Annotated in this window: 11 protein-coding genes and 1 pseudogene; 3 read left to right on the top strand and 9 right to left on the bottom strand. The window is 63.5% G+C overall.

Annotation, left to right across the window (positions count from 1 at the left end; translation table 11 throughout):
• Window positions 1–18 precede the first annotated feature (18 nt).
• Together murJ and U4Y90_RS15180 are read right to left on the bottom strand one after the other, a co-directional pair.
• A complete protein-coding gene (murJ, locus tag U4Y90_RS15185) occupies window positions 19–1,404 on the bottom strand; it encodes a murein biosynthesis integral membrane protein MurJ (RefSeq protein WP_321795580.1) in 1,386 nt (461 codons plus the stop codon).
• 209 nt (window positions 1,405–1,613) lie between these two features.
• Window positions 1,614–2,177, bottom strand: coding sequence for a serine O-acetyltransferase (locus U4Y90_RS15180; RefSeq protein ID WP_321795579.1), 564 nt, complete (start codon window positions 2,175–2,177; stop codon window positions 1,614–1,616).
• A 1,134-nt stretch (window positions 2,178–3,311) separates the two neighbouring features.
• Here U4Y90_RS15180 and U4Y90_RS15175 point away from each other — a divergent pair.
• Window positions 3,312–4,523 carry a hypothetical protein gene (locus U4Y90_RS15175; protein ID WP_321795577.1) on the top strand — a complete coding sequence of 404 codons (1,212 nt, stop codon included), beginning with the start codon at window positions 3,312–3,314 and terminating at the stop codon, window positions 4,521–4,523.
• A gap of 69 nt (window positions 4,524–4,592) precedes the next feature.
• Here U4Y90_RS15175 and U4Y90_RS15170 read toward each other — a convergent pair whose 3' ends face one another.
• The 3 genes from U4Y90_RS15170 to U4Y90_RS15160 form a co-directional block, all read right to left on the bottom strand.
• Window positions 4,593–5,768, bottom strand: a complete 1,176-nt coding sequence (locus U4Y90_RS15170) for a GDSL-type esterase/lipase family protein (RefSeq protein WP_321795575.1) — start codon at window positions 5,766–5,768, stop codon at window positions 4,593–4,595.
• 339 nt (window positions 5,769–6,107) lie between these two features.
• Complete coding sequence (locus tag U4Y90_RS15165; RefSeq protein ID WP_415749357.1) at window positions 6,108–8,471, bottom strand: penicillin-binding protein 1A; 2,364 nt, start codon at window positions 8,469–8,471, stop codon at window positions 6,108–6,110.
• Window positions 8,472–8,554: 83 nt separating this feature from the next.
• A complete protein-coding gene (locus tag U4Y90_RS15160) occupies window positions 8,555–9,082 on the bottom strand; it encodes an Lrp/AsnC family transcriptional regulator (protein WP_321795573.1) in 528 nt (175 codons plus the stop codon).
• Between the two features lie 153 nt (window positions 9,083–9,235).
• Here U4Y90_RS15160 and U4Y90_RS15155 point away from each other — a divergent pair, with 153 nt between their 5' ends.
• Window positions 9,236–10,252, top strand: a complete 1,017-nt coding sequence (locus tag U4Y90_RS15155; protein WP_321795571.1) for a 1-aminocyclopropane-1-carboxylate deaminase — start codon at window positions 9,236–9,238, stop codon at window positions 10,250–10,252.
• A 4-nt stretch (window positions 10,253–10,256) separates the two neighbouring features.
• Here U4Y90_RS15155 and U4Y90_RS15150 read toward each other — a convergent pair whose 3' ends face one another.
• From U4Y90_RS15150 to U4Y90_RS15140, 3 genes are all read right to left on the bottom strand, one after another.
• On the bottom strand, window positions 10,257–11,123 hold the full coding sequence (locus U4Y90_RS15150) for a nucleotidyl transferase AbiEii/AbiGii toxin family protein (RefSeq protein ID WP_321795569.1): 867 nt from the start codon (window positions 11,121–11,123) through the stop codon (window positions 10,257–10,259).
• Entirely contained in the window at window positions 11,101–12,126 is a 1,026-nt protein-coding gene (locus tag U4Y90_RS15145) for a type IV toxin-antitoxin system AbiEi family antitoxin (RefSeq protein ID WP_321795832.1), read from the bottom strand. The genes U4Y90_RS15150 and U4Y90_RS15145 overlap by 23 nt, the downstream gene beginning before the upstream one ends.
• Window positions 12,127–12,285: 159 nt before the next feature.
• Window positions 12,286–12,606, bottom strand: coding sequence for a pyrimidine/purine nucleoside phosphorylase (locus U4Y90_RS15140; RefSeq protein ID WP_321795568.1), 321 nt, complete (start codon window positions 12,604–12,606; stop codon window positions 12,286–12,288).
• A 261-nt stretch (window positions 12,607–12,867) separates the two neighbouring features.
• Between U4Y90_RS15140 and U4Y90_RS15135 the strand changes: the two are divergent.
• Window positions 12,868–14,034, top strand: a pseudogene (locus U4Y90_RS15135) (filamentous hemagglutinin N-terminal domain-containing protein); the annotation flags it as partial.
• On the opposite strand, the gene U4Y90_RS36155 reads toward U4Y90_RS15135, so the two are convergent.
• A complete protein-coding gene (locus tag U4Y90_RS36155) occupies window positions 13,980–14,588 on the bottom strand; it encodes a hypothetical protein (RefSeq protein WP_415749356.1) in 609 nt (202 codons plus the stop codon). The pseudogene U4Y90_RS15135 and the gene U4Y90_RS36155 overlap by 55 nt on opposite strands.
• Between the last annotated feature and the right edge of the window lie 48 nt (window positions 14,589–14,636).

Raw genomic sequence — 14,636 nt, 5'->3', positions numbered from 1 at the left:
AGACGCGCGATACTGCGCTCATTGCGGTGTTCCGGCATCGGGCTGCGGCCCGTTGCCGGTGAAAGGCGGCGCGAAGCGCGTCCAGAAGATGTAGCTCGCGAGCACGGCGATCGCGCCGATACCGGTCGCGAGCAGCACGCCCTGCGCGCCGTAGAAACGAACGAGGATGACATTGCCGATGATCTTGGTCGCGAAGCCGATCAGCGAAATGACGGAGATGGCCCGGTAGCGCGTCTCGCTCGCGAACAACTGCACGAGCACGCACATGCCGAAGTAGAACGGCACCTGCAGCAGCCCGTAGCGAAAGAGCGTGGTGACCGCGATCGTGTCGTCGGCGGTGAACGCGCCCTTCTGAAAGAGCAGCTTGACCACGTGCGGCGCGAGCGCGTACGCGATGAGACTGCCGGTGAGACCGAGCATCGTCATGATGACGGACCACTTCAGCGCGGTGCTGCGCGCGCGTGCATGATCGCCGCGATGAAGGATCTCCGCGAGAATCGGCAACGTCGCGCGCGTGATGGCGAGCGCGCCCATGCTGAGCACGAGCGAGAGCAGCCGGTTCGCATAGCCGAGCGTCGCGATGGCGCCGTCGCCTTGCTGCGCCATGAAATACTGGTCGATGGGAAGCCACAGGCTCGCGACGACCGCGCCGATCGTGAGCATGCCCATCGAGCGGATCGTCGACGGCCACTGCGTCGCGCGCATCGAGACGCGCGGCATGGCGGGCATCGCGTCGGCGCGTCTGGCCAGCACGCGCAGCCACGCGGCCTGCACCACGAAGCCGAGCGACGTGCCCATGACGAGCGGGAAGATCGACTCGTTGTTGCGCGCGGCGAGGACGAAGACGAGCAGACCGATCGCCGGCACGCATTCCAGCAGCGTGTTGATGTGCCTGCCCGAAGCCTGCAGCCGCGATGAGGAAATGCAGATCGTGAAGGTCAGCACGCCGACCGGCGTCATGCTGATGATCATCGCGCGGCACATGTCGCGTGTCGATTCCGCGAGACTGCCCGCGACGACATCGGCGAGTTGGGGCCAGAAAAGCCAGAGCAGGAACGAGGACGCAAGGCCGAGAACGAGGCCCACGCCTTCCAGCTCGCCGAGAAAGCCGTTGCGCTGGGACTGGTCTTCCTTGAGCGAGACGAGCGCGGGAACGAGCAGCACCGCCAGCACGTTCGTCAGCATCGTGGGCAGCCAGGTGACGAGCGTGAGGGCGAACTGATAGGCGTCGACGGTGCCGCTGATCCCGTAGCGATACGCGATCGCCATTTCCTTAGATGCGCCGATGCACTTCCCGGCGATCACGAATATCAGCAGGACGACCGCGCTTCTCGCGATGCGCTTGTGATCCTGATGCACTCCGCCGAGGCGTCGTCTTACCGATTGCACCGCTGCGCTCAGCACGTGTACGTCTCCTGCGTGGGAGTCTTTCGTCGCGTGGCCCGACGGCAGGACGAAATCGCCATCCAATGGAATAGCGCGAAGGCCGACGAAGGCTTTCGCGCAAGAATGGAAAGCGTGCACCAAAACGGGCGGCGCGACTGTTCGCTAAGGCACCTGGCGGCGCCGATGCCGGCGGGCGTTTCGTCTGCGAAACGCGCCGGGCGCGGCCCTCATGCCGTGTTCGAACTCCACGGATGCCTGATGTAGCGCGCGGCCCGGTCGAGAGAGGCATCGTCGGTGAGGATTCGCGCCGGGCAACCGGCCACGGTGACGTTGGGCGGAATGTCCTTCGTCACGACGCTGCCCGCGCCGATCGTGACGTTGTCGCCGATCGTCACGTTCTCGACGATGCAGACATTCGGCCCGATATACACGTTGTCGCCGATCGTCGCCGCCTGGCCGTGGTTCGATCCGATCGTCACGCCCTGCGAGATGTTGCAGTTCGCGCCGATGACCGTCGTCGGATTCACCGCGAGCGTGCCGATATGACTGATATAGAAGCCCGGCCCGATCTTCGTGCGCGGGCTGATGACGAAACCGAAGCGGCGCTGCTTGAGACGGACGATGTGATTGAGCACGAGGCGCATGGGCCGCGACGACGCCGCGCTCGCGAGCCGTAGCCAGAACATGTAGTTGAAGCCTTCGTTCAACAGCAGTTGCTCCAGCAGAAGCATGGCGCTGTACTCGCCGGTGTAGCGATAGAGGTCGCTCTTGATCAGGTCGAAGGTCTTCATTGCAGCACGTCTGTTCGTTTACGTGTTTTCTTGTAATACATCGGGCCGGCTGCGTGGCTTCGAGTCCCGGACAATGCCGAATGCCACAACCCTAAGACTAATGGCTCCCGCCGGTATGTTCGGTGCGAAATGGAACATATGACCGATGTCCAGCGGAACGACTTTCCGGGTGTCTGGTTATTTTGTCTGTTGAATAAGTGATTTTCTTTGATCAGATTATTAGAAAACTGCGAGATAGCGCGCGCACGCTGGGATGCGGACGTTTCAAGGCATCCGCGTATAAACCCTATACGGGTATTCACCATAGGGTCTTTCGTCTTCGACATTAAAAAAATTTTTAGTGCGGCGCTTACAAAATCGCATTGATCAGTTTAAAGCGATTAAGGGCCACATTTCAGACTGTAATCTGGGCATGCGCGATCGTATAAGTCAGGTCATTTTGGCGCGCTAGATGAGAATCGTTGCGGATTGATCGGTCAATAAATCGAAATAATCGGGCGGTCCATGTTCGTTTCGGCATACGAAAGGCGTCCAGTCAGGCCTTGCGGGGCTTTGCGATGGGCTCCCGCGCGGCTCGGGCAAGTGAACGTTCGTATCGCTAAAATCGAATGTTCAGATGAATATTAATCATCCTATCGAATGTGGATTAAAGTGGTGCCATTCATCTACGGTATTAACATTAACAGTCGCGTAGATTAATTCACTCCGCAGCGATTAGAAAGGAAAACACCCGGCGATAAAGCGCTTAAAAAGCAAAATAAAAAGTTACAAGCGTACATTCTGTAACAAGTGGCGGGTAGAAATACTCCGTAACAATCTGTAGGATTTAAAAAAGACGGTAATTACTGCCGTCGGATTCGAGTGCTTCATCAGCCTGTTCGCGGGCTAATCGGAGCACGGGATGAGCAGGTTGTTTCCGGAATATCTGGTTCCTCCAATCCCGAAGCCGTTCTGTTTTCGCCGAGATGCCTTTCGGAGTCGCCGTGTGCGGCTGTGAAGCGCTGGGCGGCGCAATCGTTTGCGTCTGCTTTTTTAGCGTTGGTCATCTCACGCCCATAAAGAAACGTTGCGTGCGGCCGATGTCGCAGGAACGGGTCCGCCCGTCGATAACGCACGATCAAATCGGAAAGACTAATGCTTTCGAACAACACTCAGGCAGACACCCAGGCAGACAACACCGTCGTCGACACCCGTATCGCGACCCGTCGCAAGCTGCTGACCTCGCTCATCGCCGGCAGCGGCGCATTCGTGCTGGCCGCGTGTGGCGGCGGCGGCGACAACTCGGCCGCTGATTCGGTCGCGGATCGCTGGAGACGCCGCAACACCGACAGCAGCGCGTCGTCGGCGACGCCCGCAAGCTCGGCTTCGTCGGCAAGCACCACGACGAGCGCCAGCGCGCCGGCGGCGGCCAGCTCGACGAGCGCCGCCAGCACCAGCACCGCCGGCACCGTCGCCGCTTCGTCGTTCGGCGTGAAGGCCGACGGCTCGACCAACGACCGCGCCGCGCTGCAAGCCGCCATCGACGGCACCGTCGGTCAGATCCTGCTGATCTCGGGCCAGGTTCGCATCGACACGACGGGCCTCAAGCTGCGCAGCAACACCCACATCCGTTTTGCGTCGGGCGCCTCGATCAAGCTGCTGCCGCACAACGCCGACATCTACCAGATGATGCTCATCGAAGACGTGAGCAACGTCATCGTCGAGAACGCGTACCTCGACGGCAGCAAGGAGCTGAACTCGGCCTCGGGCGGCGAGCACGGCATGGGCTTCTCGATCATCGGCGGTCAGAACGTGCACCTCATCGCGCCGACCACGATCAACACGTGGGGCGACGGCATCTACATCAACGATAGCCAGACGAAGAAGAACACCCCGACGTACAACCTGGTGGTCGACAACCACAAGGCCGACGGCTGCCGCCGTCAGGGCGTGTCGATCATCTCGGGCGACACGATCACGTTCAACAGCCCGGTGTGGCAGAACATCAACGGCACGGCGCCGGCGTGCGGTCTCGACTTCGAACCGAACGACAACTCGGCCGTGTTCAAGAGCATCACGATCAACAGCCCGACGACGGCGAACTGCAAGGGCGGCGGCATCAACGTGTGGTTCGGCTCGCTGCCGGGTCCGATCAGCAAGACGGTCACGATCGCGATCAACAACCACGTCGATACGACGAGCCCGGGCGGTTCGTTCGCGGTGCAGGGTCTGTCGCTGGACGGCTACATCGTGAACGGCCAGATCAGCAGCACGAATCCGAAGTGGAAGTACCCGCTGATCGTCGAGCAGTGGGACAACAACGGTCCGCGGATCAACGTCCAGAATCCGACGATCGTCAAGTCGTAATCGCCGACGAAATGAAGAACGCCATGCGGAGATATGTCCCGCATGGCGTTTTTTGCTTTGCCGCGCCGCCTACTTGAACCAGCCGAGATTCACCGAATTGGCGATGGCCTGCAGCCCCGCCGGGTTCGGATGCAGATGGTCGCCGCTGTCATACGCGCCTAGCATCACGGGCGGATTGGACGGATCGCCGAGCGCGGCCGCCTGATCGAGCACGGCGTCGCAGCCGCTGTCGGGCGTGGCGACGAACGCGTTCACCGCGGCGCGCGTCGTTTCGATGTCCGCCGTCCACGACGATACGCCCTCGAACGGCGTGAGCGTCGAGCAGATCACGCCGACGCCCGCCGCGTGCGCGCTTTGGGTCAACTGGCTGAAGGCGGCGTTCAGGCGCGCGGCCGTCGGCGGCGAACCGCCGATCAGGTTGTTGACCGCGTCGTCGGAAATGATCACCCACTTCACGTTGTACTGATCGAGCACGTCGCGCTTGAAGCGCGTGAGACCGGCATCGCCCGAGCCGTTCGTGAAGAAGTCGTTCCCGGAGATGCCCTGGTTCAGCACGCCGATCGTCATGCCGGCCTGCTGCAGGCGCGCGGCCAGCAGATTCGGCCAGCGGCCGTTCGCGTTCGGCGTCGACGCGATGCCGTCCGTGATCGATGCGCCGAACGCGACCACGGCGCCCGTCGCGCTGGCGTTCTGCACGACGACGTCGGTGAGGAAGTAGTAGGACTGCGCGCCGAGCGCATTGACCACGCCGCCCGTGAAGTCCGTGCTGGCGCTCACGTCGCCAGGGGCGATATACACGTCCTGCAGGCCCTCTACGTGCCCGGTCGTTTCCATCGGCGTCTGCTGCGGCAGATACGCGCTGATCACGAGGTCCGAGAGCGCGGGCACCTGAAACGCGACCGGGTCGCTCATCATTACGCGGCCCGGCGGGATCGTGACGAAGGATTGCCCGCTGAAGGTGACGGCTTTGTCGCTGCCGGCCACGGTGCGCTGGCCGCTCGCGCGCAACGCGACGCGCACTTCGCCGATCACGAGCGGCTCGCTGCCGTACTGATTCGAAAACTGCACGCCGACGGCCGTCCCGCCGATGCTCGTGTGCACGATCTGCCGGATCGTCTGATTATTGAAGCCGCCGTCGCCGGTGATCATCGGCGCGGTGCTCCAGGTGCCGGTCCACGGCAGGGTGGTGCTGACGCTCTGCGCAAAACTCGACGACGAAAGCGGCAAAGCGAGCGCGGTGGCCACTACAGCTCGCCTGAGGCGAGGAAATCGCTTGTTCAACTCGTTCTCCGAAACCAGCCGGGTAGAAAGGACGTTTTCTCGCATGATGCGAGCGACATCGCGGGGTGCGGGGAAACTCGGCAAGACCGGTTTCCGCTCGTTTGACTGGCGCGTGTGGCCACAGCGCGCCGGTGCGTGCGGCGAAATCTTGACCTGAATGTTTCGCCTTGGTGAATCGAAGCACCAATTGCGCGCGTGTACCGTGCGCGGACGCTCATACCGGGGAGAAGGCGGTTTCGTGTCGATGCGGTGCAACTAACCGTCGTGCAGAGCGCCCGCCGCACGAGGCGAGCGCGGTGAGCGTCAGGGCTGAACGTCGGAGGCAGGCGCCGCCGGCGCGCTCGCCGCGTCGCTCGCACTTTCGCCGGGCGCGGGCAGGATCGGCGGCATCGTCGTGAACACCGGCGGTTGCGGCGGTTCGTCGTTCACTTCGGCCGCAGGCTCCGATGGCGCGCGCTTCGCACGCACCGGAGGCTGCGCGGCCGTTTGCGCGGTCTTCGGCTTGGCCGGCTTCGGCGCTTTCGAGAACGTTTCGTCGAACCAGGTTTGCGCGCGCGCGATCATCGTCTGCCACATGCCCGGCGTTTCCTGCGTGTCGAAGCGCGCGCGTGCATCGACCAGATGGGAGCGCAGCGAGCGCTGCATGAAGTCGCCGACGATCGGCAGCGCGCTATGAGCGCCTTGTCCCCAGTAGTCGCTGCGCAGCGTGACGCGGCTGTCGTTGAAGCCGACCCACGCGCCCGCCACGAGTTGCGGTTGCATCAGGATGAACCAGCCGTCGGCGTTGTCCTGCGTGGTGCCGGTCTTGCCGGCCACGTCCGCGCGGATGCCGAAGCGCGTGCGGATCGTCGTGCCGGTGCCGCGATTGATCACGTCGCGCATCACGTCGACGAGCTTGCGCGTCGCATCGACCGACAGCGCGCGCTCGGGCGTGCTCTCGAACTGCGCGAGCACTTCGCCGTCCTTGTTCTCGATGCGCGTGACGAGCAACGGCTCCATATAACTCCCGTCGTTCGCGATGGTCCCGTACGCCGACACCATTTCCTTCAGCGTGACCGGGCTCGTGCCGAGCGCGAGCGACGGCACCACGTCGAGATGACTGTCGCGCACGCCCATGTCGCGCGCGAGCCGCGCGACACGTCCCGGCCCGACCTGTTCCATCAATTGCGCGGTGATGCGGTTCTTCGAATACGCGATGCCGTCGCGCAGGCTGACGGGGCGGCCCGAAGGCGGCGAGTCGTCGGTCGGGCGCCAGGTTTCCGCGCCGCGCACCGGAATTTCGACGGCCTGATCGACGAATGTGTCGCCAGGGCTCGCGCCGCGCTCGAACGCCGCGCCGTAGACGAAGGGCTTGAACGTCGAGCCGGGCTGGCGGCGCGCCTGCGCAACGTGATCGAACGGATCCTGGGTGAAGTCGCGGCTGCCGACCCAGGCCTTGATCTGGCCGTTGCGCGGATCGAGCGCGAGGAACGCCGCCTGCACGCGCGTCTTGCTCTCGCACAGCGCCTGCATGAACGCGCGGTCGGAGCTGAGCTTCTTGAGCGCGTCGGCATCGTTCGCGCCGCTCGTACGCAGCGCGCGGTATTGATCCGTCTCGCGGATGAACGCGTGCCCGAGATCCCCGTTCGCGTTCGCGCAGCCGGCGCGCCCGCCCCACGCCGCGTTGGCGATCGATTGCAACTGATTGCCCTGCAGCGCGAGCGCGTTCGTCGCCATCGTCTGCAGGCGCGAGTCGATCGTCGTGCGCACGACGAGGCCATCGGAATAGATGTTGTAGTCGTTGTTGTCCGCCCAGCCGATCAGCCACTTGCGCAACTGTTGCGCGAAATGCGGCGCACGGCCCGGTTCTTCCGTCTGCCGCTCGAAGTCGATGCGCAGCGGGCGCTTCTTGAGCGCGTCGAGCTTCGTCGCCGGCAAGTGGCCGAACTTCACCATCTGCCCGAGCACGATGTTGCGCCGGTCGAGCGCGCGCTCCGGATTGATCACCGGGTTGTAGTAGCTGTTGCCCTTCAACATGCCGATGAGCGTCGCGCTCTCGAGCACGTCGAGCTGGCCGGCGGACTTGTCGAAGTACGTGCGCGCGGCCATTTCGATGCCGTATGCGTTGTAGAGGAACGGCACCGTGTTCAGATAGGTTTCGAGGATCTCGTCCTTCGAATACAGCGCTTCGATCTTGAACGCGGTGATCGCTTCCTTCAGCTTGCGCGTGAGCGTCTGCGAGCGGCCGATTTCCTCCGGATACAGATTGCGCGCGAGTTGCTGCGTGAGCGTCGAGCCGCCTTGCCGGTCGCCGGAGAACGTATGCAGCGCCGCGCCCGCGGTGCGCCGGAAGTCGATGCCGTGATGCTGATAGAAACGCCGGTCCTCCGTCGCGATGAGCGCGTCGATCACTTGCGGCGAGATCTGCCGGAGGCTCACCCATTCGCGATGCGTGGGCTTGAATTCGGCGAGCAGCTTGCCGTCGGCGGAATAGATCTGCGCGGGCTGGTCGACCTTGGCGCGGCGGATATCGCGGATGCCCGGCGTGAACGGAATCAGCACCAGCACGTAAATGACGAAGAGCGCCGGCAACAGAAGCAGCGTGCGGGGACGCAGATGCGGACGCAGCCGCGACGCGAGGCGAGCCAGAAGCGCCTTGGCCAGGGCTTTGAATTCAGACGCGGTCACAACGAAACGGGATGCCTGGACATGGAAAACCCTGAATCGTAGCGTAATTTTTCAGCAGGTCTTTCGCAAAAGTGTCATCGACGCTACAGCGTGCGCGTTCCCGCCGATTCGCCGATCGGAAAGGCCGTCGTCGACAGCACCTCGCGCAGCACGATGAAGGTGCGGATTTGCCGCACGCCCGGCAGATACAGCAGCTTCTCGGCGTGAAGCCGGTTGAAGCTTTCGCTGTCTCGCGTGCGGATCAGCATGAAGAAGTCGAACTCGCCCGTCACGACGTGGCATTCCATGCAGCCGGGCACTTTCTGCGCGGCTTTTTCGAATGCATCGAAGGAATCGGGCGTCGAGCGGTCGAGAATCACGCCGATCAGCACGAGCATGCCGGCATCGAGCGCTTTCGGATCGAGCAGCGCGACGGTCGCGCGGATCAGGCCCGCTTCGCGCAGCCGCTCGACGCGCCGCAGACAGGCGGGCGGGCTCAGATTGACCTTCTCCGCGAGCGCGACGTTCGAGATCGACGCATCGCGCTGCAACTGACGCAGGATCGCGCGATCTACGCGATCCGTCTGAACGCTTGCCGGATGCGGGTTTGAAGCGGCTGCGGTTTTTTTCATTGCTTCGACTGGTTATAGAGCGAAATAAAAATAGGCGTTATGGCTTTTTCATTCGAAAACGTTAGGCCGAACGGCTTTTTTTAGCAACCCGGACGGCGGTGAGAATCTCTACGATTCTGTTCATGCTGTCCCACCTTCACGAGGATGCCGACCATGAACCTGCAACGTTTTCCCCGCTATCCGCTCACCTTCGGACCGACGCCCATCCAGCCGCTCAAGCGCCTTTCCGCGCATCTCGGCGGCAAGGTCGAGTTGTATGCGAAGCGCGAGGACTGCAACAGCGGTCTCGCGTTCGGCGGCAACAAGACGCGCAAGCTCGAATATCTGATTCCGGAGGCGATCGCCGAAGGCTGCGACACGCTCGTGTCGATCGGCGGCGTGCAGTCGAACCAGACGCGCCAGGTCGCGGCGGTCGCGGCGCATCTCGGCATGAAGTGCGTGCTCGTGCAGGAAAACTGGGTCAACTACTCCGATGCGGTGTATGACCGCGTCGGCAATATCCAGATGTCGCGGATGATGGGCGCGGACGTGCGACTCGTCGCCGACGGCTTCGATATCGGCATCCGCAAAAGCTGGCAGGACGCGATGGAAAGCGTGCGCGCGGCGGGCGGCAAGCCGTTTCCAGTGCCGGCGGGCTGCTCCGAGCATCCGCTGGGCGGTCTCGGCTTTGTCGGCTTCGCGGAGGAAGTGCGCGCGCAGGAAGCCGAACTGGGCTTCAAGTTCGACTACATCGTCGTGTGCTCGGTGACGGGCAGCACGCAGGCGGGCATGGTCGTCGGCTTCGCGGCGGACGGGCGCGCGCGGCGCGTGATCGGCATCGATGCATCGGCGAAAGCGGAGCAGACGCACGAGCAGATTGTGCGCATCGCGAAGCATACGGCGGCGCTCGTCGATCTCGGCCAGGACATCACGCGCGACGACGTGATTCTCGATACGCGCTTCGGCGGCCCCGAATACGGCTTGCCGAACGAGGGCACGCTCGAAGCGATCCGTCTGTGCGCGCGGCTCGAAGGCGTGCTGACCGATCCCGTCTACGAGGGCAAATCGATGGACGGCATGATCCAGATGGTGCGCAACGGCGAATTCCCGGAGGGCTCGAAGGTGCTGTATGCGCATCTCGGCGGCGTGCCCGCGCTCAATGCGTATAGCTATCTGTTCCGCAACGGTTGAGCGCCTAAAACGCTTCGCGGAATGCGCGGAACAGCGCGGCGACCGTTTCCGACGTATCGGCTTCGAACACCGGCATGCGCGAGCCGAGCATGTGCGCGAGAATCGGCGGCGCGGGATCGTCCGGGCGCAGGATCGCGAGAATCTGCGCGCGCAGGTCTTCGTCGTTCGCGATGGCCGCCGTGTCGCGGCCGAGCAGCGCCGCACCCGCGATATCCGGATCGTGGCCGTGCCGTTCGACGAGATCGAAGGCTTCGGCATAGAGCCGGTCCAGATTGCCCGCTTGCGCATAGCGAGCCATGAGAAAGAGCAGGTCGATCGCGTCCTTGCGATCGGTGGCGTGCCGGTCGTGCCACGCGACGATTTTCAGCATCGCCTGCGCGGGCAGCGATGCGACCGGCACCACGAGATCCTTCGCGATGCGCACGGGAAGCGCCGCATCGAGCGCCTGCCGAAACCCCCCCACGTTCATGCGCACCGACCCGTCCGGCGGCCACGCGATTTCGCCGTGCTCGTCCTGCACGCCGCCGAAGGGCACGATATCGAGCCACGTCCGCTCGCCGCTCGCAAGGTAGTTCAGCCGATGCGCCGCGCCCTTGGGCGCCGTGAAATTCCCCGATGCGAGCAGCGCGCGCCGCAGCGCGTCGTGGCCCGGCCAGCCTTGAATCGAGATGCCGATATCGACGTCGGCGGTGGCGCGCGGCGCCTCGATATCGTGGACGTGCGTGAGCAGGATGTCGCGCGCGCTCGCGCCGCCGACGAACCACGCGATGTCCGTCGCGTGCGACGCGGCGACGACTTCGCGCAGCATCGTGGAAACGACGCCGGCGAGCGGGCGATGCGGCAGCAGTTCAAGCGGCAAGGTAGCGTTCACGCAGCATCCTGGCGGTTTCGAGATTGCGCGGGTCGCCGCTCGCGACGAGGTCGGCGTAGACGATCAGCGGCGCGACGACGTTCGGCGGCAGGCCATCGACAGGCGCGAGCGCGACCGGCGCGCGCAGGAATTCGATATTGCCCGCGGGATCGGGGCGCAGGCGCGCCTTCATGATCCACTCGCGCGGCACGGCGTCGGCGCAATAGGCGGTGATCGTCGCAGGCTTCAGATATTGCGTGAGTATCGCCGCGGCCGGTTCGCCGCCGAACTGGCATTGACCCGGCAGATCGGGCGCGTCGCGCCACCAGTCGGCCGAATCCGCGCGATATCGCCCGAGGAGCAGCGATTCGCGCAACTGACGCGGATACAGCGTGACCCATTCGTCGACGAGCCGTTCCTTGTCGGCGAATTGCAGGCCGCGGCCGTCGGGCCGCTCGAATACCTCGCGATGATCGATGAGCGCGCGCACGGCGTTCTGCACCGTGCCGTGGCTGACACCGGCGCTTTTCGCGATCTCGCGGTAGCCGCGCTCCAGCAGCGCGGGCGCGATGAGCAGGGCGAGCGTCACGCGCAGCGTCGAGCGGGTCCAGGTTGCCGGGCGACGCGCCTTGCTGCGCGCCACGCGCGGCCGGCCGGAGACGATCACGACGCTATCGCCTTCGATAAGGCTCGCGTTGCCGGCGAGATCGAGCGCATCGACGCCCAGATCGCGGCATGCGCGGATCATGTCCGGCGAGAGATGCGCGGTGACGAGCGTGGGCTTCTTGCCGCCGTCCCGGATGATCGGTGCGCTGGCCGCGGCCAATGTGCTGACGCGATCGATGTTCTCCCGCACTTGCACGGAACGCTTAAAACGCGTGCCGCCGATGCGAAATTCGATGGCGGCATCGCTATTGCGACGCTTCGGCGTCCCGACGCGGCGCGCGACGAGGCCGGTCGCCTCGCTGAACGCGGCGGCGGCGGCTTCGGCCAGTTCTTCGAAGTGTTGATCGGCGGGCGGCATTCGGCAGCCTGAATGTCCAATTTTAAGCAGTGTACACGAAACGTGGACAAGCATAAAAACTGGACAATCTTCGATCGATGCTGATCCGCTGCGGAGGCATGCGCGCCCCTAGACTTACGGGCTCTCGCGGCGGCGCTGAGACTCGCCGCGTCAGGCCCATCAAAGATAGCTGCAGACGTAATCGAGCGTTTCGATGACGTCGATATCGAAGCGGCTCTTGCCCGGCACCGAGAACGATTCGCCCGCGCCGTACGTCTTCCATTCGTCGCTGCCGTCGAGGCGAATGCGGCATCGGCCGGCTTGCACTTCCATGAGTTCGGCGGCGTCGGTGCCGAAGTTGAGCGTGCCGGGCAGGATCACGCCGAGCGTTTTTTTCGTGCCGTCGGCGAAGAGCACGGTGTGCGACACGCACTTGCCGTCGAAATACACGTTGGCGCGCTTGACGACGGAAACCTGATCGAATTGCGTTGCTGCGGTCATGATGGCGGTCCTTGGATGGTCGCGAGGAAGGGTCCGCCATCATACAAAAATTGAGATGCCGGCCGGATTTCCACGCTTCGGGCGGGCAGTCCGGTTTCGACTCGCTCATGTGCGGCGGGCGACACATTTTTGTCGTCAATCAATCGCTGCCGTATTTAAGAAATTTCTGACTATTACCAACTATTAACGTGATTGAGAATGAGCGCCCCGTTCCGTGCGCGCAAGCGTGACGTATTTGAATAGCAGTACACAACAACAAAAATGAACAAGAATTCGTATCGATTGGTTTTCAGCCGTCTCCGACACATGCTGGTCGCCGTGGCTGAATTTGCAACATCGCATGGCACGGAGCCTCAGAGCGGCGCGGGCGCAGCGACGTTCATTGCCACAGGATTACGTGCCGTGGCCATTGCCGCGATGTTGCTGTTCGGTACATCTTCGACGGTTGCGCTTGCCCAGATCGTTGCCGCGCCGGGTTCCGGCGCGCAAGTGATTCAGACGCAGAATGGTCTGCCGCAAGTCAATATTGCTCGCCCGAGTTCGGCGGGCGTCTCGCTCAACAATTATTCACAGTTCGACGTACAGCGTCAGGGCGCGATTCTGAACAACTCGCCGACCCTCGTGCAAACGCAGCAGGCGGGTTACGTCAATGGCAATCCGAATCTCTCGCCGGGGCAGTCGGCGCGCATCATCGTCAATCAGGTGATGAGCAATTCGCCCTCGCAGTTGCGCGGCTATCTGGAGGTGGCCGGGCAGAGGGCGGAAGTGGTGGTCGCCAATCCTAACGGGCTGATGGTCGACGGCGGCGGCTTCATCAATACGTCGCGTGCGATTCTCACGACGGGTACGCCGAACTTCGGGGCGAACGGAAGTCTCACGGGCTTCGCCGTCAATAGTGGCAATATCAGCGTGCAAGGGGCGGGGCTGAATGCGACGAATGTCGATCAGGTCGACCTGCTGGCCCGTGCCATTCAGGTCAACGCCGCGATCTATGCCAACAACCTGAATGTGATCGCGGGCGCGAATCAGATCGATCACGACGCTCTCACGACGACGGCGATCGCGGGCAACGGCGCCGCGCCGTCCGTTGCGATCGATGTGAGCCAGCTCGGCGGCATGTATGCCAACCGGATTCTGTTGGCGAGCAACGAGTATGGGGTCGGGGTTTCGACTCGCGGGATTCTTGCGGCGCAAGCTGGCGATCTGACGCTCAAGTCCAATGGCCAGCTCGTGCTCGCCGGAACGACGAATGCAAGCGGGAGCGTGAGCGCATCGGCGCGCGATGGCATCGACAACAGCGGCGTGACCTACGCCCAGGGCGATGCAATCGTCTCGACCTCGGGAATGCTGACCAACAGCGGCACGCTGACGGCTCAGACGGACCTGCAAGTGAACGGCCAATCACTCGATAACAGCAACGGTTCGCTGCCGTTGGTGTTGTTCAACGCATTGCCCACCGTGGCCGCAAGACCCGTCTGAGCGATGACCTTGCCCGACGCGTTGTTCAGCGCGCCCGCATTGGCCATGACCTTTCCGTTGCTCTGGATCGTGCCGCCCGCGTTCGAGATCGAGCCCGCGCCATTGCCCGCATTCAGCGTCAATGTGCCCGTGCCCGCGTGCGTGATCGTACCGCCGTCGTTATCCAGTGTGGCCGGTGCGAGCGTCAGGTCCGTGCTGTTGGTCTGGAATGTGCCGCCCGCGGAGTTGTCGAACGTGTTGCTGGCGGCGCTCACCGTCGCCTTCTGCCCGGCCGCGATCGAGCCGCCTGCGTTGCTCAGATGCGATCCGGCATTGATCGTCGCATTGCCCGTGGCGGCCACCGTCACGTCCTGCTTCGCGTCCAGCATCACGCTACCGTTGCCGCTCACGATCTGGCTGCGCATGGTGCTCTGCGTCTGCGAGGCCGTGTACACGCAGACGCGAGAGTCGGGTTTGAACCCAGCCTGTTCGAGCCATCGGCCCATGAGCCGGATACGGGGCATGCGGTGCTCGTTGGCGTCGCAGTTGATCGAGCGAACAGAAAACGTCGT

This window comes from Caballeronia sp. J97, assembly GCF_905220305.1.
In the GTDB taxonomy this organism is placed as follows: Bacteria; Pseudomonadota; Gammaproteobacteria; order Burkholderiales; family Burkholderiaceae; genus Caballeronia.
Note: the sequence above shows the minus strand (reverse complement) of the source record. Positions and strands in the feature narration are given on the sequence as shown.

Bases quoted from the DNA above. Each gene is read 5' to 3' on its own strand.
- U4Y90_RS15155 (WP_321795571.1), top strand. From the start codon at position 9,236: ATGAACCTGCAACGTTTTCCCCGCTATCCGCTCACCTTCGGACCGACG.
- U4Y90_RS15160 (WP_321795573.1), bottom strand. From the start codon at position 9,082: ATGAAAAAAACCGCAGCCGCTTCAAACCCGCATCCGGCAAGCGTTCAG.
- U4Y90_RS15175 (WP_321795577.1), top strand. From the start codon at position 3,312: ATGCTTTCGAACAACACTCAGGCAGACACCCAGGCAGACAACACCGTC.
- U4Y90_RS36155 (WP_415749356.1), bottom strand. From the start codon at position 14,588: ATGCCCCGTATCCGGCTCATGGGCCGATGGCTCGAACAGGCTGGGTTC.
- U4Y90_RS15180 (WP_321795579.1), bottom strand. From the start codon at position 2,177: ATGAAGACCTTCGACCTGATCAAGAGCGACCTCTATCGCTACACCGGC.
- U4Y90_RS15140 (WP_321795568.1), bottom strand. From the start codon at position 12,606: ATGACCGCAGCAACGCAATTCGATCAGGTTTCCGTCGTCAAGCGCGCC.
- U4Y90_RS15145 (WP_321795832.1), bottom strand. From the start codon at position 12,126: ATGCCGCCCGCCGATCAACACTTCGAAGAACTGGCCGAAGCCGCCGCC.